Origin of the sequence: Variovorax sp. MSC1_012, assembly GCF_023667525.1 — a bacterium.
In the GTDB taxonomy this organism is placed as follows: domain Bacteria; phylum Pseudomonadota; class Gammaproteobacteria; order Burkholderiales; family Burkholderiaceae_C; genus Variovorax; species Variovorax beijingensis_B.
Map to the genome: position 1 here is coordinate 548,508 of NZ_JAMOZJ020000002.1, position 17,939 is coordinate 566,446.

The window sequence follows — 17,939 nt, forward strand, 5'->3', positions numbered from 1 at the left end:
TCCCTCACAGCCGCTCCGATGATGCATGGGGTCTTCGCCCGGGCCGAGCGGGCAGCGGTGCCTTCAATGGCATCGTGCGGCAACGCAATCTATCGCTCACCGGTGACTTCGAGTTCCACACGCCGGTTGGGCTGCAAGCAGGCAATGAGTTGGGCGCGTTGTTGGCTGTCAGTGCACTGGACCAGCGGCTGCGTCTTGCCGACACCGAAGGCACGCAGCGCCGATTGCGGAAGGCCCTGCGCGATCAGGTAGTCACGCACCGTGGCTGCACGCGCGATCGAAAGTGCCTGGTTGTAGGCGTCGCTTCCCAACCTGTCGGTGTGTCCAATGACGGTGACCGTGTCGAAGCGCTTGTATTGCCCCTTGAGCTGCGCCGCCAGCGCGTCGAGCTGATTTCGGCCCTCGGGCAGCATGTCGGCCGTACTTGACCTGTCGAAGGCAAACAGTGCATCGGCCGCGACCTTGAACCGCTGCGGTGCCGCCGTGGCCGCCACCGGGCGCACCACCTCGCTGACTCTGGGCTGGAGATAGCCCGCGCAGGCCGGGTCCTTCCAGTACATCGCATCGGAGACGCCATCCTTGTAGACCACCTTGTACTGGCAGGTGATGAATTCGTCGCCGCGGCCGGTGCGAAAGTTGAACAGGTAGTCCCATTCCTTCGGACCAAACAAGCCCTCGCTGAAATGCGGATAACTGATGAGCTCGCGCACCTGGTTCTTCGTCATGCCGCGGCCGATGCGGCGCAATTGCTCCACGTCGATGAAGGTTCCACCCTTGAGCCAGGCGTTGCCCGCATCGGGAAAGCTCACGGACTCATTGGCAGCGGATGCCTCGGCCGCCTGATCGGGCGTGTTGACGTTGGAGGCGCAGCCGCCCAGCATTGCCGCGAGAACTACCAGCGCGAGAGATTGGATTGCATTGTGTTTTTTCATGAATATTGCTCCTCTGCCGGTCAATCGAACGAGAACCCAAAGCCCACGCGCACGATGGCCTTGCTGCCACCCGAACCCCAGCCCACGCCGGCGTGCAGGGTGGTCTGTCCGTTCTCGGAACGCTTGAGCAGGTTGAAGCCGATGCCGGCCTGGCCGTTGTAACCGGCCACGGCGCCGCTCACGTGGTAGCGGCCCGGCTCCACCGGCGTAACCACCGCCATCGCGGCTGAAGCTGCGATACCACCCGAGAGCATCTTGGTGTTGGCATTGACCTTGTCGTCCAGCGCATTGATGCGGTTGTTGATACCCCCGACCGCGCTGTTGAGCTGGTTCACGTTGACTGCGTCGTTGGGTGCAACGCCGTTGGCGACGTTGTGGATCGCCACCGGGTTGGTCGAATTGGCGCCGCCCATGGTCACGCTGTTGTAGTTGGTCGTGCCGTCGGCATTGGTGTCGTACTTGACTGTCGACTGGTCGATCACGGCCACCGTGCCCTGCACCGCTCTCAGTTGTGACACGTTCACCGCATCGCTGTCGGCCGCGCCTGCGGCCACGCCGGTAATCTGGCGAAACTGGCCGTTGGCAGCATCACCGACCGACACCGCAGCCAGCGTGCTGGTGGTGGCACCAATCGCGAGGCGTTGCGAGTCGGTGGCCGTCGGCGGCACATAGCCGGCCACGCCTGCGGCTGTCGAAGCGACCGAGCCGGCGCCGAGCGCAACGCCCCCGGCCTGGGTGACACTGGTGCCTGCGCCGATGGCCACGCCTTGGACAGCTGCAGCCGAGGACTGGGTGCCCAGTGCAATGGAGTCCGCCATGTGCGAGGTGGCACTCTGGCCGATGGCGATACCGCCAGGCGCGCTCTGCTGCACCACAGCACCATTGCCGATGCCCACGCCGTTGTTGCCGTTGACCACCGTCTGGGGGCCCACGGCCACCGATTCGGTGCCGATGGCGAGAGAATCCGCGGCGCTTGAGTTGGCGTGGAAGTACTTCGCAGGCGTGACGGCAAAGGACTGCAGCGCGCTGGACAACTGCCGGATCGTGACGGCATCCTGTGCCTGCGTCCCGTCGGCCACATTGGTGATCTGACGGTAGCTGGTCGCATTGCCGACGGAAACCGCACCGAGGAGCGTCCGGTCGGTGGTGTTGTAGTCGATGAGGGAGCTGCCGGCGGGAATGGTGCCCGTCGTAGGGGCAATCACGCGGTCGGAGACAGAATCCGCACCCAACGCCACCGCGCCGGCCTGGCTTGCCTGGCTCAATGCACCCAGCGCCAAGCTCCGGTCCGCAGTGGCTCTCGCTCCTGACCCGTTGGCCGTCGCCAGAATGCCCGTTGCCTGCGTGTCTACGAAACTGTCAAAGGCCGTTGCGAACCCGGCGTTGGGGGTATACGTGCTGTCCAGCGGGGCACCATTGAGCAGGTACACCCGTCCACCGGTGGCGGTTGCGTAGTTGCCGGTGGCGGCACTCATCGATCCAAGGGCCGTCGCAGCGATACCCGATGCCGCCGAGTTCGCACCCAAGGACGTCGCGCGCACGTTGCTCGCGTTCGCCAGCCGTCCCATGCTGATGGCATAGTCGTTCGTGGCCACGGCGCTCTGGCCCAGCGCGACAGTAGAGAACGCATTCGAGGTCGTGGCGTCGCCGATCGCGACGGCACCGTTGCCGGCTGAAGTCGACGCAAAGCCGATGGCGATGCCCAGCCGGGTGGTAGCCGTTCCGCCAATCGCAATCGTGTTCTGCGCCAGCGACCGTGCACCGGGCCCGATGGCCACGAGGCCGCCATTGCTTGCGTTGGCATTGGCCCCCAGCGCCACACTGTTGGGCGTGACCGCCGTGGCACCAAGACCGGCCGCCACCGTGTTGGCGCCGGAGGCCACCGCATTGGGGCCGATAGCAACGGAATTCGCGCCAGTAGCACCCGAATTTGCCAGGGTCGAATTGCCGACAAGGGTCGAATTGGTATGGAAGTACGGCGTTTCGTCTGCGCTGATCCATTGACCGTTCTTCCAGACAGCCAGACCTTCCTGCAGGCCATTAGCCCCGGTTGTCGCCGTCGTGTTGTAGACAATCATGCCGTCGACAGGCTGATTTCCATTGAGACCCCAGGTGTTGCGGTCGGTCACCGCAATGCGTGTGATGAGGACACCGCGATTGGTGCTTTCGACTTCGAGCGCAGAGCCGGGATTGATGCTCAGCGGGTTGTCGCCGATCTTGACTTGTGCCTGCGCCGTGCCCGCCAATACGACGACACAAGCGGCCAGCGTTGAACGTTTGGCGCGAAATTTCTTGCCAGGAACACGGGCCGCCGTTGACTTGCTCACCTCAATGTCAAGGGCTTCGCGTTCCAGAGATCGATAGGATTCATTCATAAGCTCACCTCCAAGTGTTTCAAAAAGTGAGCGGAATTCTGCTTACTCCTATCGATTGGAAAACGATTCCTGACCTTTGTTAACAATCTGCAAGCTGATTTGGTGAAGAACTGCACATTTCCTACCAAGTTGAGGCTTTGGAAGTAGAGAAACGTAATACGCAGACAGGTTTAGAAGAACGCCAATTGCGGGTCGTCCTGCCAACTCCATAAGTGCGGGCGCAATTGCCAAATGAGACGTGTAGAAATTCTTCGTATTAATTCCCAGCGCATTCGGTTCCCTGCTTCTGGAAACATGAAGCAGTGATCGAATGAATGCAGCAGTGCAGGCCCGGCGCGATGACGCTGCGTCGATCGACCGTCGAGCACGATGGTCGTCCGGTCTGGGGGCGACGATATGACCGTGGCGCCGGAGGCGCCCGGTGCCACGATGGTGAAAACCGCGGCCGATACTTTCTACGGCGGGTACGCCGGCTACTTCATAGGCCCGGACGGGCACCTGGGTTGAAGCTGCGTAGGCGCTTCGGGCAGCGACGCTGCCAATCGGAAATCGACGCTATCGCACTGGCTGCTGCACCAGCTGAAGCTCGTTGCCGGCAGGGTCGCGAAGCGTGGCGAGGATGCCGCCCCAGTCCTGCTGCTCGGGTTGGCCGGTGAATGCAACGCCGAGCGTGGAAAGCTCCCTGAACTTCGACTGGACGTCCGCGACATCGAAAGACAGCCCTGTGAAGCGTCCGATGAGCGCCTGGTCCTGCGCCGGAGCACTTTCGTCGACCTGCTCGACCACCAGGCTCGTCGGGCCCGCATCGAAGATGCAGTATCCCTGCCTGCTTCCGTCGGCCTTGAGTGGCAGGCCGAGCATTTCTCCATAGAAGCGGGAGGCGCCCGGCAAGTCCCGGACAAAAATGCGCGCGGTGCGAAGCTGCATGGTTTCTCCAATTGCTGCAGTGAAACTGGGGCCGAGGCTGGCGTGCGAACGCGTCAGCCGCGCCGAGCCGCTTCGACCGCGGCGATGTCGATCTTTGTCATCTCCATCATGGCTTCGAACGCGCGCTTGGCTGCCGCCGGGTCGGGATCGGTGATGGCGGCCGTCAGGGCGCGCGGCGTGATCTGCCACGACAGTCCCCACTTGTCCTTGCACCAGCCGCATGCGCTTGCCTGGCCACCGTTGCCGATGATCGAGTTCCACAAGCGGTCCGTTTCGGCCTGGTCGTCGGTCGCAACCTGGAACGAGAAGGCCTCGCTGTGCTTGAACGCCGGTCCCCCGTTCAGGCCCAGGCAAGGGATGCCCATCACCGTGAACTCGACCGTCAGCACATCGCCCTCCTTGCCCGAGGGAAAGTCGCCGGGCGCGCGATGGACGGCGCCCACCGCGCTGTCGGGGAAGGTCTCGGCGTAGAACTTGGCGGCATCCAGGGCGGTGCCGTCGTACCAGAGACAAATCGTGTTCTTGCTGATCATCTTGGGTCTCCTGAATGGGACAGATTCGAACGCCAGTTGCGATCCACGGCAGGATAGCGCCTCCAGCCGCCACACGCGCGTCCCCGATAATTTTGCGATGGCCATCAACCCGATCAACCAGGACCCCGCACTGCTGCGGCGGCTGCTGCGCGCCAAGGACCGGATGGACGCCGCATCGCACGAGGAGTGGCCCGTCGAGCGGCTGGCGCAGGTGAGCGGCGTGTCGGAGGCGCACTTCGCGCGATCGTTCAAGCAGGCCTTCGGCAGCCCGCCGCACCGGTACCTGCTCACGCGGCGCATCGAGCGCGCGATGGCGCTGCTGCGCGAGACCGACCGGCCCATCACCGACATCGCCTTCGAGACCGGCTGGGCGAGCCTGGGCACCTTCGGGCGCACCTTCCGCGACATCACCGGCAGCAGCCCGAGCGCGATCCGCTCGCGCGCCAAGGCCACGCCGCACGAGCTCGGCCGGGTGCCCGCCTGCATCGTCAATGCCGCGCACCGGCCCCATCTCACAACCGCAGTTTCGGAGAAGCGGCGCCTGGCCGCAGACGGTACAAACAAGCCCCAACAACAGGAGATCCCATGAATCAGGGCATTGAAGTGGCCGGTCTGTATGTGCACGATCAGGACGAGGCGCTGGCGTTCTATGTAGAGAAGCTCGGCTTTCGCATCCACACGGACGTGGGAAACGGCGACTACCGCTGGCTCACGGTGCAGCACCCCGAGCAGCCGTCGTTCCAGCTCGGCCTGTTCAAGCCCGGGCCGCCGGTGCTCGATGCGGCCACGGCGCAGGCGGTGCGCGCCATCGTGGCCAAGGGCGCGATGCCGCCGCTCGTGCTGAAGGTGGACGACTGCCGCGCCGCCTACGCCCGGTTGCTTGCGCTGGGAGTGGAATTCACGCAGGAGCCGGTGGAGCGCTATGGCACCGTGGACGCGGGCTTTCGCGATCCGTCGGGGAACGGATGGAAGATGATCCAGGGGCGCGGCTGAGCCCCCGCCGAGCTTGCCTCAGGCCGGCGCCATGCCATGGCGGCGCTTGGCCTCGGCGCTGTCCGCCGAACGCATGGATTCGAGCAGCGCGCGCACCGCGGCCGGCTGCGCGCAGCCGACCACCGGCGCTGCGGAAAAGACCGTGGTGATCTGGACCTCCGGCGGCAAGGGGCCGACCAGGTCGATGCCTTCGACGCCGACCAGCTCGCTCAGTTGCTGAAAGCCCAGCGCGGCATCGCCGCGTGCGAGCAGCGCGCCGACCGGCACGCCGGGCGGCGCCTGCACCAGGCGGTCGCGGATCTCGCCGGCGATGCCCCAGCGCTCGAACAAGGCCATCAAGGCGACGCCGCTCGGCCCGGTCGAATATGCGATGCCGGGTGCAGTTCGCACGGCGCTGCGCAGCGCGTCTTCGGTGGCAATGTCAGGACGCGCCGCGCCCGCGCGCACCGCCACGGCCACGCCCGAACGGACCAAGTCGACCTTGCCTGCGCCATCGAGCCTGCCCTGCGCGACGAGCGTGTCGATCGCCTCCGAGGCCAGCACCACCACATCGAAGGGCTCGCCCGCGGCCACGCGCCGCGCCGCCTCGACGCCGCCGACCGCCAGGAAGGAGACCGGCACGCCGCTGCGTTGCGAATGGGCGGCCGCAAGCTCCTCCAGCAAGCCCCGCGTCGCCATCGAGCAGAGGCCACGGATCGCGGGCGCCGTCATTTCTCGCCGCCCTGCCCTCTGCCGATCAGGCGGTCCGCGTAGTCCTGCCATGGGCTCTTGGCGTCCAGTCCTTCGACAAGGCCGGTACGCGCCTGCTGCGCGACCCAGTCCTGCTTGGCTGCAATGGCCGCCGCCATGAAGGGCTCGAAGCCGGTCTCGCGAACGGTCTGCGCCGCCTCGCGCATTTCTTCCGCGCGCCGCTTGCCATGCTGCACGACGCGGCTGAAGAAGTAGGCGCCCTGGCGCTCCCAGTCGATCTGCGGAAAGGTCTCCGCGAGCGTGGGCAGCACATGCGCCTCGACGCCGTAGCGCCGCGCCGTGGTGTAGCTTTCGATCACCAGCGCCTCCAGTCCCTTGATCATGATGCTGCGGCTCATCTTGATGGCCGAGGCCACGCCGAGCCGCTCGCTCACGGCGCGCGCGTCCATGCCCCATGCGCACAGCGTGGCCGCGAGCGCCTCGGCCTGAGCGCCGCCCAGCAGCATGGGCACGCGGATCCCGTAGGGCGGCACCGAGGTCATCACGCCGGCTTCCACATAGCCGACGCCGGCGGTTTCGAGCACCGCGCCGGCCCGCTGCTTGGTGCCGGGTGAGGCCGAATTGAGATCGAGAAAGCGGCTGCCCGCACGCGCATGGCGCGCGGTCTCCTGGGCCACCGCGAAGGTGTTGGAGGCGGTCACGGCCGAGATCAGCAGATCGGCCGCGGCGCACAGCGCCTGCATGCCCGATGCGACGCGCAGGCCGTCGGCTTCGGCGGCGGCACGGGCCGCTGCGCCGATTGCGGGATCGGCGAATTTCAGGTCCCAGACCCAGACCGCCTCGATGCCTTCCTTGTGCAGCAGGCCGCGGCCGAAGATGCCGCCCACTTCGCCGCAGCCGACGATGCCCAGTGTGATGCCCATGTGTGTCTCCTAGCTGTTCAATCGACGGTGATGCGGGCCGACTTGATCACGCGCTCCCAGCGCACGATCTCGCTCGCGATCAGCTGGCCGAAGATTTGCGGCGTGGCGGGCGTGGCCTCGGCGCCCTCGGCCGCCAGGCGCGCCCTGACCTCCGCCGAGCCGAGCGAACGGTTGATCTGCTGGTTGATCATCGCAACGATCGGCGCGGGCGTGGCGGCCGGCGCGACCACGCCGTACCACTGGTCGGCCTCGAAATCCTTGGTGCCGGGCACGCCGCTCTCGGCCACCGTGGGCACGTCGGGCAGCGACGCGATGCGGCGTGGGCTCGACACCGCGAGCGCGCGCAGCTTGCCGGCCTTGATGTGCGGCAGCAGCGCGGGCGTGCCGGTGAAAAGTGCCTGCAGCTGGCCCGCCAGCAGGTCGTTCACGGCCGGCGCGGTGCCGCGGTAGGGAATGTGCAGCAGCGAGGCGCCGGTCTGCAGCTTGAGGTATTCCATCGCAATGTGCGCCGCACTGCCGTTGCCGCCCGAGCCATAGGCCAGCTGGCCGGGCCTGGCCTTGGCCAGCACGATCAGCTCGGCCAGCGTGCGCGCCGGCACCGACGCATGGACCACGAGCACGTTCGGCACGCGCGCGACCCATGCCACCGCCGCGAAGCTGCGCAGCGGGTGGTAGCCGAGCTTCGGGTAGAGAGACGGGTTGATGGCCAGCGTGCCGATGTGCCCCATCAGCAGCGTGTAGCCGTCCGCGGGCGCCTTCGCGACCTTCTCCGCGCCGACGGAGCCGCCCGCGCCGGGCACGTTGTCGATCACCACGGCCTGGTTCCACGCGCGGCCGAGCTCCTGCCCGATGCCGCGCGCCAGCACGTCGGTGGAGCCGCCGGGCGTGAACGGCACGACGAGGTGCGGCGGATGGTCCGGATAGGTCTCGGCCGCGGCACTGCGGCTCGCGAGCCAGAGCGCGCTGCCTGCGGAAAAGATGCAGGCCTGGCGGCGGGTGATGCCGGTCGTCGCGGCGCCGATGATGCGAGCCATGCCGTCCCGCCGCCGTCAGTCGATGTAGCGCAGGCCGGCCTTGGCCAGCGGCTCGCGCATGGCGTACATGTCGAGCCCGAGCTCGCCGGCCGCGAAGCGCGCGCGCTTGGCCGTCTCGTTGGCCTCGCGCGCTTCGGCCGCATCGGCCACCTGCTGCGCGCGCGCGGCCGGCACCACCACCACGCCATCGATGTCTGCGAGCACCACATCGCCCGGATGCACCAGTGCGCCGGCGCACACCACCGGCACGTTGACCGAGCCGAGCGTGGCCTTGATCGTGCCCTTCGAATGGATGGCGCGGCTGAACACGGGGAAACCCATCGCGTTGAGGTCGCGCACGTCGCGCACGCCGCCGTCGATCACCAGGCCCTTGCAGCCGCGCGCCTTGAACGAGGTGGCGAGCAGGTCGCCGAAGAAACCGTCGGTGCTGTCGCTGGTGCAGGCCGCGACCACCACGTCGCCGGGCTGGATCTGCTCGGCCGCCACATGCAGCATCCAGTTGTCGCCGGGCTGCAGCAGCACCGTGACGGCCGGACCGCAGAAGCGCGCGTCGGGGTGGATCGGACGGATGCGCGGCTGCATCAGCCCGAGCCGGCCGAGCGCTTCGTGCACGGTCGAGACGCCGAAGCGCGAAAGCTTGTCGACCGCGGCGGCATCCGCGCGCGCCACCTTACGATGGACCACGCCGATCTGCTGGAGGGAGTTGGAAGAAAAAGAAGTCATGAGATCAGAGCCCCTTGGCGATGAGTGCGCGGTCCAGGCGCGGGTACACGCGGCGCGCGTTGGCTTCGAACACCTTGTGGCGCGCTTCGGCGTCGAGCATGGGCGTGGCGTCGATGTAGCGGCGCGTGTCGTCGTAGAAGAAGCCGGTCTCGGGATCGATGCCGCGCACCGCGCCGATCATTTCGCTCGCGAACAGGATGTTGTCGACCGGAATCACGCGCGTCAGCAGGTCGATGCCCGGCTGGTGGTACACGCAGGTGTCGAAGAAGATGTTGTTGAGCAGGTGGTCCTTGAGCAGCGGCTTCTTCATCTCTTGCGCCAGGCCGCGAAAGCGGCCCCAGTGGTAGGGCACCGCGCCGCCGCCGTGCGGGATCACGAAGCGCAGGGTCGGAAAGTCGGTGAACAGGTCCGACGTGAGGCACTGCATGAAGGCCGTGGTGTCGGCATTCAGGTAGTGCGCGCCGGTGGTGTGGAAGCAGGCGTTGCAGCTCGTGCTCACGTGCACCATGGCCGGAATGTCGTGCTCGACCATCTTCTCGTAGAGCGGGTACCAGTGGCGGTCCGACAAGGGCGGCGAGGTCCAGTGCCCGCCCGAGGGGTCAGGGTTGAGGTTGATTCCCACGAAACCGTAGTCGCGCACGCAGCGCTCCAGCTCGGGGATGCAACTGCGCGGGGCCACGCCGGGCGACTGCGGCAGCATGGCCGCGCCGATGAAATGCTCCGGAAACAGCTGGCTAACGCGAAAGCACAGCTCGTTGCAGATGGCGGCCCAGGTCGAAGACGTTTCGAAGTCGCCGATGTGATGCGCCATGAAGCTCGCGCGCGGGCTGAAGATCGTCAGGTCGCTGCCGCGTTCCTTCATGAGGCGCAGCTGGTTGGTCTCGATCGACTCGCGCAGCTCGTCGTCGCTGATCTTCAGGTCGGCGGCGCGGGGCTTCAGCGCGGGGTCTTTCAAGCCCGCGATCTGCTGGTTGCGCCAGTTCTCCAGCGCCTTGGGCGCCGTGGTGTAGTGGCCGTGGCAGTCGATGATCATGGCGATTCCGTGGTGGCTGGGTGGTGTCTTGCCGGCATGCGCAGCGCGTGCGCCGGCCCCTTGCGTCAAGTGTGATTCCGAACGCCGCCGCGTGGCGTGAGTTCGGCTTGCCCTACCATCAGACTTTCTTATCGGCCAGGGCTCGCGCCCCGGCACCTCTGGAATGACGGGCCGACACCAGCTGCAAGACAAAGTGATCGATCGCACGCACACGCATGCGCTGGGCCTCAACCTGCGGCACCTGCGCGCGTTCACGGCCGTGGCGGCGGCTGGCAGCATCGCCCGGGCCGCGGACGAGCAGCTGTTCCGCGTCGCCTCGGGCGTGACGCGCTCCATTTCCGAACTCGAAGGCGCGCTCGGCCGGCCGCTGTTCGACCGCGGCCCGCGCGGCATGGCGCTGAACTCCTACGGCGAGCTGGTGCTGCTGCGCGCGCGCCGCATCGAGCGCGAGTTCGAGGACGCGCGCGCCCAGCTCGTCGCGCGCGGCGGCATCGGCGCGTCCGCCGACGTGCATTCGCTCTTTGCGTCGATCCTCAACGGCCGGCGCCTTGCGGTGATCGCGAGCCTGGTGGAAAAGCGCAACATGCCGGCGGTCGCACGCGAGTTCGGCATCACGCAGCCGGCAATCAGCAGCACTCTGAAGGACCTCGAGGGCGGGCTCGGCGTCGCGCTGCTCGAGCGCAGGACGCGCGGCCTCGTGCCCACGCCGGCCGGCGAAATCGTGGCCTTCCATTTCAAGCGCGTGCTCGCGGAGCTGCGCCACATCGGCCCCGACATCGCGGCCAGCGAAGGCATGCTGCAGGGCAGCGTGAACGTGGGGGCGCTGCCGCTCGGCCGCACGCAGATACTGCCGCAAGCGATCGCCTCGCTGCTGGCGCGCCATCCGGGGCTGCACGTCGCCACGGTCGAAAGTCCTTACGACGCACTGGCGGCATCGCTGCGCAGCGGCGACATCGACTTCATCCTGGGCGCGCTGCGCAGCGGCGCCGAGGCGCGCGACCTGCAGCAGGAAGCGCTGTTCGAAGACCGCATATCGGTGATCGCGCGCGCCGGCCATCCGCTGGCGCTCGCCGCGCGCGTCGACTTCGATGCGCTGCGGCAGGCGAGCTGGGCGCTCTCGCGGCAGGGCACGCCGTCGCGCGAGCTGCTCGAGCGCTTTTTTTCGGCCGCATGCGAGGCGCCGCCGGTTCCGTCGGTGGAGACTGGCGACCTCGCCGTGCTGCGCGGCCTGCTGCTCGAGAGCGACATGCTGACCGCGATCTCGGCCCACCAGCTGCGCCACGAGATCCGCAACGCCAGCCTGGTGGTGCTCGACTTTCCGCTCGACGAGACGCGGCGCGAGATCGGCCTCACCCAGCGCCTCGGTGCGTTTCCCTCGCCCGGTGCGAGTGCACTGATGCAGGAGATCCGCGCGGTGGTCGCCCGCTCGCCGGACTTCCACGCGAAGGCCGGAAACCGCGGCCCGTGAAATGCGGACGGCCGCCGGCGCTCAGCGCCGGGCCAGCAGGTCCGCCAGCTCGGGGACCAAGGCCTCGGGCGCCAGGCCTTGCGCATGCTGCAGCGTCTGCAGCACCGCCGCCGCAATGTCGCGGTGCGCACCGGCATCGCCCGCCATGGTGTTGTAGTAGCCGAGGTCCTTGCTCGCATTGGCGATCGAAAAGCGCAGGCTCGACGTGTCCTTGGCCGTGAGGTAGGGCCGCAGCCGCTCCAGCGCCACGCCGCCGCCGCCGCCCTTGGCCAGGATCTCCACGAACATTTCGGGCGCCACGCCGTGCTGGCCGGCGCAGGCGGCCGCCTCGGCGATCAGCGCCACCGTGCCCAGCGAGACGAAGTTGTGCAGCAGCTTCATGCCATGGCCCGCGCCCACCGGGCCCGCGTGCAGGATGTTCTCGGCAAAGCACGACAGCAGCGGGCGGCATTCCTCGAGCAGGGCCGCATCGCCGCCCACCAGCAGGTTGAGCCGTCCTTCGGCCGCTTCCTTGGGCGTGCGCGTCATCGGCGTATCCAGGAAGCGGCTGCCCGCAGCCTGCACGGCCTCGGCCATGCGCAGCGTGGAAGCGGGAATCGCGGTGGAGCAGTCGATGACGATGCTGCCCGGGCGCAAGCCCTGCAGCACGCCGCCTTCACCCGTGAGCACGGCCTCGACCTGGGGCGAGCCCGTGAGCACGAGGATGACGATGTCGGACTGCGCCGCCAGCTCGGCCGCGCGCGTGAAGCTGCGCACGCCGGCGGCCTTGAGCGCGTCCAGCGGCTGGTTGCCGGAGTGCTCGAGCACGGCCAGCGGGTAGCCGTGCTTCACGATGTTGCTGGCAATGCCGTGGCCCATCATGCCGATGCCGATCATGCCGATGTTCTTTTTCAAGGGAATCTCCTGGGTTGCGATGAATGGCGCTCGCCGAGCCAGCGCAGCATCAACGCGCCGGACAGGATGGTAGCAAGGGGGCTGGCGAGGTCCTGGTCCGCGATGTCGGGCGCCGAGCCGCGCGCGCCCTGGAACGGGCCTGTCGCCGAGCTCGGCCGAGGCGGTCGCGACGATTTGTTTGTCTTAAAGGTAATAATTCTCATTAAAATCCAGCGCGCCCAGCCGCCGCCGCCCGCGGCCTCCCTTTTTCCGCCGCGCTCAGATCAACTCCGATGTCTTCTGCTTCCGTCCTGCCAGATCTGGAATCCGTCTTCCGCGATCACCATGCATGGCTGCTCGGCCGATTGCTGCGGCGGCTGCCCAATCGCAGCGATGCGGAGGACGTGACGTCGGAGACCTTCGTCCAGCTCAGCGAGAACGGCGGGCGCACCGAGATCCAGGATGCGCGCGCGTTCCTCACGACCATCGCCAAACGCGTGCTGTTCCAGCTGTGGCGACGGCACGACCTGGAAGCGGCTTACCTGGACACATTGCGGCACATGCCCCAGGCAATGGCGCTGTCGCCGGAGGAGCACGCGCAGTTGATGGATGCGATCCAGCAGATCGACCGCATTCTTTCCGCGCTGCCCGCGCCAGTGCGCACGGCCTTCCTTCTCTCGCGGCTGGACGGGCTGAGCTACCCCGAGATCGCGCGCCAGCTCGGTGTATCGCTGGCCACGGTCGAACGCCACATGCGGCGGGCCATGATGCAGTGCTTGCGCCACGCTCCGTGACGGCCTCCGCGTCACGCGACCGGGCGCTGGATGCCGCCGTGGACTGGCGGGTGTGCCAGGAGTCCAACCGCTTCGGAGAGAGGGAGCGGCAAGCCTTCGAGCATTGGCTGTCCTCCGACCCGGACAATCAGGCGGCCTGGGCCCGCGTCAGCGGCGGCGTGCTGGAGGCGCCGCTGGAGACCGTGCGGGCCTTTCGGGAACGCGGTGCCATGCCCCATGCGCAAGCGGCCGTGCTGGCGCTTCACAAGGTGCGGCGCCGGCGCGTCTTTCGGGGCGCGCTCGCAGTCGCGGGCACGGCCGCGACTGCTGGCTTGCTGGCGGACCGCCTCACGCCGATCGGCGAGCTCACGGCCGACCTGCACACCGGCACCGCACAGCGAAAGAACTTCACCCTTGCCGACGGCACCGATGTGCTTCTGGATGCCCGTTCCGCGGTCGATGTTCTCCACCGTTCCGGCGCAATGCAGTTGCGGCTGCGGTCCGGCGCACTGATCGCGACGCCCGCCGCGTCGAGCGCGTCCGTCCTGGCCATCGATACGCCGCACTGCCGCGTGCTTGGCGAGGGAGCCCGCATGCACTGCCGCGCGCGCGCGTCCGCCACCGAGGTGGTCGCGATGGACGGCGCCGTGCAGGTGCAGCTCGCGGACGGACGCTCGGTGCGCCTGCGTGCCGGCGAGGGAGCTTCGGCCTCGAATCAAGCGCTGGAGCCACTCGCAGGCCGCGCCACGGATCGTGCCGCCTGGCGCGACGGAATGCTCGCCGTGCGGGACTGGACGCTCGGGGAGACGGTCGACGCCCTGCGGGCCTACCACACCGGCTTCATCCGGGTGTCCAGGCCGGCGGCGGCATTGCGGGTGTTCGGCATCTTCCGGCTCGACGTGGACGATGCGCTGGCCGCCCTCGCCTACACGCTGCCGCTGCAGGTGCAGCGGCTCGGACCCTGGCTGGTGTCGATCGACGTCGAAAAAAGATGAGGGGTTTTCCGGTCTCGCTCCACAAGGTCTTCAAGACAGAGCGAAAGGCCCCTTCTCATGATTCATTCCCCTTCCCTTCTCCCGCGCTCCCGCCATCGGCTGCGCGGACTGGCCTGCGCCGCCACGCTGGCCTGCGCGGCATGGCCCGCGGCCGCGTGGGCCGCCGAGCCGGCTGCCGCCGCAGCCGCCGTACGGCTCGACATTCCTGAAGGCCCGTTGGCCGACACCCTGACCCGCATCGGCCAGGACAGCGGACGCACCATCACGGCCGATCCCGCATTGCTCGGCGGCCGGCGGGCACGCGCCATCCACGGCGCGTTTCCGCCGGCGCAGGCGGTGCGCCAAGCCCTGGAAGGCTCCGGCCTGGTGGTCGACGAGTCGCCAGCCGGCGCCCTGCGGATCCGGTCGCGGAATGCGACCGACGACGGCACAGCCCCATCCGGTGCGTCCGCCGCTTCCGGCGGGGGCGCTTCGGCCGCCAGCGGTGCGTCGTTGCTGCCGGAAGTCGCCGTCACCGACCAGCGCCTGGGTGGTTCCCTGATGCAGCCGACCCGCCAGGTCACGGTGATCGAGGGCGAGGAACTGGAGGATCTGCGGGCCACCTCCCCGAACCTCGGTGCCATGCTGACCAAGAGCGTGCCCGGGATGTCCGACTCCAGCCGCAACCTGAGCGACTTCGGCCAGACGCTGCGCGGACGCAACGTGCTGGTGCTGGTGGACGGCATCCCGCTCAACACGAACCGGGATTCCTCGCGCAACCTGGTGAACATCGAGCCCAGCCGCATCGAGCGGCTCGAGGTGCTGCGCGGCAGCAACGCGGTCTACGGCAGCGGCGCCAGCGGCGGCATCGTCTCGGTCACCACGCGCCCGGTGGGCGGCGAGCCGGTGGTGCAGACCACCGTGGGCATCGATGCCTCGCTGTCGCATCTGAGCCGCAATGGCCTGGGCGGACAGGTGCAGCAGTACATGTCGGGCCGCGGCGAGGTCATCGACTACGAGGTGGATTTTTCCGCACGCCGCATCGGCGGCTCCTACGACGGCCACGGCGACCGCATCGCCCCCGACGCGAGCCAGGGCGACCTGTTCGATTCCAACACCTTCAGCCTGGGGGGCAAGCTGGGGATCCGCATCGACGCCGACCAACGGCTGCAGTTCGCGGCCAGCTACCTGCGTGCACGCCAGCACTCGGACTACGCCAGCGATCCGAGCGTCAACCGGGCGCCGCTGGGCAGCGTCGCGGCGCGCGCCATCAAGGGCCTGGTGCTCGACGAGCAGAACCAGGTCGAGAACACGCTGCTGAGTGCCAGCTACGAGCACAGGAACCTCGCCGGCAGCTCTGTATCGGCCATGCTCTATGGCCGCGACAACTTCACCCGCTTCGCGCCATCCGATTCGCGCAACAACCCCAACCGGGGAGGCCATGTGGATCAGGTGATGCAGAACAACAAGGTGGCGGGCGGCCGCCTGACGGTGGACACCCCGCTGGGCGACAGTGGCGATTCGCGCGTGGTGTGGGGTGCAGACTTCATTCGCGAGCGCAGCAACATGCCGATCGACGTGTTCAACCCGGCCCTGTACGACGCCAGCGGGGGCCTGGTCTTCCGCACGATCGGCCAGCAGATCTACATGCCCTGGACCCGGACCCAGAGCGCCGGCGCCTTCGCGCAGTTGCAGCACCGCTTCAGCGATCGCTGGTCGGCGGAGGCCGGCCTGCGCTACGAGAAGGCGCAGGCCAGCTTCGATGATTTCCAGCCGCTGTCGCAGTCCAGGCTGGCCCGGCCGGCCACCGTTCGCGGCGGCAAGCTCAGCTACGACGCCTTGCTGTACAACGCCGGCGTCGCCTTCAAGCCTGCGAAGGGCCAGGAGTTCTACGCCTCGTTCAGCCAGGGCTTCGACCTGCCGGATGTCGGCCTGCAATTGCGCAACGCGGGTGCGCGCTTCAACATCGGCGCGTCCGATCTGGAGCCGGTCAAGACTGACAACTACGAGCTCGGCTGGCGCGGCAGTTCCGGCAATACCGCGGCATCGCTAGCGATCTTCCATTCACGCTCCGACCTGGGTGCGGTGCAGTCCTTCAACAACGGCTTGCGCCTGCTGCGCACCCGTGAGCGCATCCACGGGCTGGAGGCCACCGTGGACCACTACGGAAAGGCCTGGTCCACCGGCGGCACGCTGACCTGGATGCAAGGCCGCGAGACGCCGCAGGACGCGCTGCGCGACCAGATCATGACCGGCTACCGGATTCCGCCGGTGAAGGTCACGGGCTACGTGCAGTACAAGCCCGGCGAGCGCTGGAGCGTACGCACGCAGCTCACCTGGTTCGGTGCGCGCGACTACCGGCTGGCCGACGGCCGGACGCAGTTCGCCCGCGCCGACGTGAAGAGCTATTACTCGGTCGACGTGGTGGGCCGCTACAACCTGGATTCCAAGCGCTACATCACCGTCGGCATCCAGAACCTGTTCAATCGCTACTACCTGCCGCTGTACAGCCAGCTGATTCGCAGCGGCAGCAACAACAGCCGCCTGCCCGCAGCGGGCGCCGTGTTGACGGCCAGCTATACCCACCGCTGGTAGGCCGCGCCGGGGCCATCGCGCGGCGATTCCCTCCCTGCCGCTGGCTGCGACCGCATAATCGCATGCGTCTTTCCCGGCGCAGAAAACCAGGGTGTCCGCCCCTCATCGAATGAAGATCGAAACCTGCGCCAAGTTTGTTCTTTCCCTCATCGGCATTGCACTGCTCACGCTTTCGGGATTTCTCTTCTATCAACGGGTCGCTTTCATCGCGTCTGCCGCCCGTGCCGAGGGCGAGGTGACGGACCTGGAGCACGTGCGAAGCAGCAGCAAGAGCAACACCGAGGGCACCTGGCGGCCGCGCGTGCAGTTCCGGGCGCCGTCCGGCGCGTTCATCGAATTCACGTCGTCGAGCAGCAGCGGCACGCCGCGCTACGAGGTCGGAGAATCCGTCGGCGTGTTCTTTCAACCCTCCGACCCGCGCGACCTGTTGCTCGACGATTGGTTTGAACTGTGGGGCGGCACGCTCATCGCGGGTCTCATCGGCGCGGTCTTTACCGGCTTTGGCTGGCTGGTCCACAAGGTGACGACGCAAGCCGCATGAAAACCAACCGCGTTGTGCTTGCGGCACGCGCACGCGGGCGTCACCGCGGCGCCGCAGCCGCAGCCGCAGCCGCAGCCGCAGCCGCAGCCGCAGCCGCAGCCGACTGACGGTTCTTGCGATAGGAGTTCTTCAGAAGAATCCTGCCGTCGCGAAAAGTAAACAGATCGCAGCCTTGGACTTCGACGCGGGTTCCGTCCGTGCGCGTTCCCGTGAACGTCCACTCCGACACGCCGCGGTCCCCATGGACGAAATGGCGTGCGTTCCCCCAGTGGGCATCGGGAAAGACCGCCCAGACTTCCGCAAAAGCAGCTCGCACCGCCGCAGCGCCGACGTAGCGAGCGCCGCAGGCTTCGGCGCCGGCTGAGGCTTCGAAGACGCAGTCGGGCGTCATGAACGACATGAGCGCATCGACATCGTGCCGATTCCATGCATCGGCAAATGCCTGCAACACTTCCGTGGTCACTTCGGGATTCGGCGTTTGCATGATGGGGCACCTCCGGCGGGCGGCTTGGATGCCGAGATTAGTCCGATCGACCCCGGCCAGCAAGCTCA

At 67.6% G+C, this 17,939-nt stretch carries 19 protein-coding genes; 7 read left to right on the top strand and 12 right to left on the bottom strand.

Features of this window, described 5'->3' with window-relative positions; all coding sequences use genetic code 11:
* Positions 1-89 precede the first annotated feature (89 nt).
* The 4 genes from L1081_RS27940 to L1081_RS27955 form a co-directional block, all read right to left on the bottom strand.
* On the bottom strand, positions 90-932 hold the full coding sequence (locus L1081_RS27940) for an OmpA family protein (protein WP_489417872.1): 843 nt from the start codon (positions 930-932) through the stop codon (positions 90-92).
* 20 nt (positions 933-952) lie between these two features.
* The gene (locus L1081_RS27945; protein ID WP_489417873.1) at positions 953-3,307 is read right to left on the bottom strand and encodes a phage tail-like protein; all 2,355 of its coding nucleotides are present in this window, start codon (positions 3,305-3,307) and stop codon (positions 953-955) included.
* Positions 3,308-3,862: 555 nt separating this feature from the next.
* Entirely contained in the window at positions 3,863-4,234 is a 372-nt protein-coding gene (locus L1081_RS27950; protein WP_489417874.1) for a VOC family protein, read from the bottom strand.
* Positions 4,235-4,287: 53 nt separating this feature from the next.
* Positions 4,288-4,767 carry a VOC family protein gene (locus L1081_RS27955; RefSeq protein WP_489417875.1) on the bottom strand — a complete coding sequence of 160 codons (480 nt, stop codon included), beginning with the start codon at positions 4,765-4,767 and terminating at the stop codon, positions 4,288-4,290.
* A gap of 97 nt (positions 4,768-4,864) precedes the next feature.
* Between L1081_RS27955 and L1081_RS27960 the strand changes: the two genes are divergently transcribed.
* Entirely contained in the window at positions 4,865-5,356 is a 492-nt protein-coding gene (locus L1081_RS27960) for a helix-turn-helix domain-containing protein (protein ID WP_489417876.1), read from the top strand.
* Complete coding sequence (locus tag L1081_RS27965) at positions 5,353-5,760, top strand: VOC family protein (protein WP_489417877.1); 408 nt, start codon at positions 5,353-5,355, stop codon at positions 5,758-5,760. Before L1081_RS27960 ends, L1081_RS27965 begins: the two co-directional genes overlap by 4 nt.
* Before the next feature lie 18 nt (positions 5,761-5,778).
* Here L1081_RS27965 and L1081_RS27970 read toward each other — a convergent pair whose 3' ends face one another.
* Genes L1081_RS27970 through L1081_RS27990 form a run of 5 tightly spaced genes read right to left on the bottom strand, consistent with a single transcriptional unit; the run spans position 5,779 to position 10,163 of the window.
* A complete protein-coding gene (locus L1081_RS27970) occupies positions 5,779-6,471 on the bottom strand; it encodes a substrate-binding domain-containing protein (RefSeq protein WP_489417878.1) in 693 nt (230 codons plus the stop codon).
* Positions 6,468-7,373: a DUF1932 domain-containing protein gene (locus L1081_RS27975; protein WP_489417879.1), complete on the bottom strand. Its 906-nt coding sequence runs from the start codon at positions 7,371-7,373 to the stop codon at positions 6,468-6,470. The genes L1081_RS27970 and L1081_RS27975 overlap by 4 nt, the downstream gene beginning before the upstream one ends.
* 17 nt (positions 7,374-7,390) lie before the next feature.
* Positions 7,391-8,407 carry a tripartite tricarboxylate transporter substrate-binding protein gene (locus tag L1081_RS27980; RefSeq protein WP_489417880.1) on the bottom strand — a complete coding sequence of 339 codons (1,017 nt, stop codon included), beginning with the start codon at positions 8,405-8,407 and terminating at the stop codon, positions 7,391-7,393.
* 15 nt (positions 8,408-8,422) lie between these two features.
* Positions 8,423-9,130, bottom strand: a complete 708-nt coding sequence (gene ligK, locus L1081_RS27985; protein ID WP_489417881.1) for a 4-carboxy-4-hydroxy-2-oxoadipate aldolase/oxaloacetate decarboxylase — start codon at positions 9,128-9,130, stop codon at positions 8,423-8,425.
* Positions 9,131-9,134: 4 nt separating this feature from the next.
* On the bottom strand, positions 9,135-10,163 hold the full coding sequence (locus L1081_RS27990; RefSeq protein WP_489417882.1) for an amidohydrolase family protein: 1,029 nt from the start codon (positions 10,161-10,163) through the stop codon (positions 9,135-9,137).
* 193 nt (positions 10,164-10,356) lie between these two features.
* On the opposite strand from L1081_RS27990, the gene L1081_RS27995 reads away from it, so the two are divergent.
* A complete protein-coding gene (locus L1081_RS27995) occupies positions 10,357-11,631 on the top strand; it encodes a LysR substrate-binding domain-containing protein (RefSeq protein ID WP_489417883.1) in 1,275 nt (424 codons plus the stop codon).
* A gap of 21 nt (positions 11,632-11,652) precedes the next feature.
* Here the strand turns inward: L1081_RS27995 and L1081_RS28000 are convergent, their stop codons facing one another.
* Both L1081_RS28000 and L1081_RS28005 read right to left on the bottom strand, forming a co-directional pair.
* Positions 11,653-12,507 (bottom strand): NAD(P)-binding domain-containing protein, encoded by an 855-nt coding sequence (locus L1081_RS28000; RefSeq protein ID WP_489417998.1) that lies wholly within the window; start codon positions 12,505-12,507, stop codon positions 11,653-11,655.
* Positions 12,508-12,521: 14 nt separating this feature from the next.
* A complete protein-coding gene (locus L1081_RS28005; protein WP_489417884.1) occupies positions 12,522-12,728 on the bottom strand; it encodes an isocitrate/isopropylmalate family dehydrogenase in 207 nt (68 codons plus the stop codon).
* 69 nt (positions 12,729-12,797) lie between these two features.
* Here L1081_RS28005 and L1081_RS28010 point away from each other — a divergent pair, with 69 nt between their 5' ends.
* The 4 genes from L1081_RS28010 to L1081_RS28025 all read left to right on the top strand — a co-directional run bounded on the left by L1081_RS28010 (position 12,798) and on the right by L1081_RS28025 (position 17,387).
* Positions 12,798-13,298 carry a sigma-70 family RNA polymerase sigma factor gene (locus L1081_RS28010; RefSeq protein ID WP_319442745.1) on the top strand — a complete coding sequence of 167 codons (501 nt, stop codon included), beginning with the start codon at positions 12,798-12,800 and terminating at the stop codon, positions 13,296-13,298.
* Positions 13,295-14,272, top strand: coding sequence for a FecR domain-containing protein (locus L1081_RS28015; RefSeq protein ID WP_489417885.1), 978 nt, complete (start codon positions 13,295-13,297; stop codon positions 14,270-14,272). The genes L1081_RS28010 and L1081_RS28015 overlap by 4 nt, the downstream gene beginning before the upstream one ends.
* Positions 14,273-14,329: 57 nt before the next feature.
* Positions 14,330-16,846 carry a TonB-dependent siderophore receptor gene (locus L1081_RS28020; RefSeq protein ID WP_489417886.1) on the top strand — a complete coding sequence of 839 codons (2,517 nt, stop codon included), beginning with the start codon at positions 14,330-14,332 and terminating at the stop codon, positions 16,844-16,846.
* A gap of 109 nt (positions 16,847-16,955) precedes the next feature.
* Complete coding sequence (locus L1081_RS28025) at positions 16,956-17,387, top strand: DUF3592 domain-containing protein (RefSeq protein ID WP_489417887.1); 432 nt, start codon at positions 16,956-16,958, stop codon at positions 17,385-17,387.
* Positions 17,388-17,427: 40 nt separating this feature from the next.
* Here L1081_RS28025 and L1081_RS28030 read toward each other — a convergent pair whose 3' ends face one another.
* Complete coding sequence (locus L1081_RS28030; protein WP_489417888.1) at positions 17,428-17,871, bottom strand: nuclear transport factor 2 family protein; 444 nt, start codon at positions 17,869-17,871, stop codon at positions 17,428-17,430.
* Between the last annotated feature and the right edge of the window lie 68 nt (positions 17,872-17,939).

Bases quoted from the DNA above. Each gene is read 5' to 3' on its own strand.
- L1081_RS27940 (WP_489417872.1), bottom strand. From the start codon at position 932: ATGAAAAAACACAATGCAATCCAATCTCTCGCGCTGGTAGTTCTCGCG.
- L1081_RS27945 (WP_489417873.1), bottom strand. From the start codon at position 3,307: ATGAATGAATCCTATCGATCTCTGGAACGCGAAGCCCTTGACATTGAG.
- L1081_RS27950 (WP_489417874.1), bottom strand. From the start codon at position 4,234: ATGCAGCTTCGCACCGCGCGCATTTTTGTCCGGGACTTGCCGGGCGCC.
- L1081_RS27955 (WP_489417875.1), bottom strand. From the start codon at position 4,767: ATGATCAGCAAGAACACGATTTGTCTCTGGTACGACGGCACCGCCCTG.
- L1081_RS27960 (WP_489417876.1), top strand. From the start codon at position 4,865: ATGGCCATCAACCCGATCAACCAGGACCCCGCACTGCTGCGGCGGCTG.
- L1081_RS27965 (WP_489417877.1), top strand. From the start codon at position 5,353: ATGAATCAGGGCATTGAAGTGGCCGGTCTGTATGTGCACGATCAGGAC.
- L1081_RS27970 (WP_489417878.1), bottom strand. From the start codon at position 6,471: ATGACGGCGCCCGCGATCCGTGGCCTCTGCTCGATGGCGACGCGGGGC.
- L1081_RS27975 (WP_489417879.1), bottom strand. From the start codon at position 7,373: ATGGGCATCACACTGGGCATCGTCGGCTGCGGCGAAGTGGGCGGCATC.
- L1081_RS27980 (WP_489417880.1), bottom strand. From the start codon at position 8,407: ATGGCTCGCATCATCGGCGCCGCGACGACCGGCATCACCCGCCGCCAG.
- ligK (WP_489417881.1), bottom strand. From the start codon at position 9,130: ATGACTTCTTTTTCTTCCAACTCCCTCCAGCAGATCGGCGTGGTCCAT.
- L1081_RS27990 (WP_489417882.1), bottom strand. From the start codon at position 10,163: ATGATCATCGACTGCCACGGCCACTACACCACGGCGCCCAAGGCGCTG.
- L1081_RS28000 (WP_489417998.1), bottom strand. From the start codon at position 12,507: ATGATCGGCATCGGCATGATGGGCCACGGCATTGCCAGCAACATCGTG.
- L1081_RS28005 (WP_489417884.1), bottom strand. From the start codon at position 12,728: ATGAGAATTATTACCTTTAAGACAAACAAATCGTCGCGACCGCCTCGG.
- L1081_RS28010 (WP_319442745.1), top strand. From the start codon at position 12,798: ATGTCTTCTGCTTCCGTCCTGCCAGATCTGGAATCCGTCTTCCGCGAT.
- L1081_RS28020 (WP_489417886.1), top strand. From the start codon at position 14,330: ATGATTCATTCCCCTTCCCTTCTCCCGCGCTCCCGCCATCGGCTGCGC.
- L1081_RS28025 (WP_489417887.1), top strand. From the start codon at position 16,956: ATGAAGATCGAAACCTGCGCCAAGTTTGTTCTTTCCCTCATCGGCATT.
- L1081_RS28030 (WP_489417888.1), bottom strand. From the start codon at position 17,871: ATGCAAACGCCGAATCCCGAAGTGACCACGGAAGTGTTGCAGGCATTT.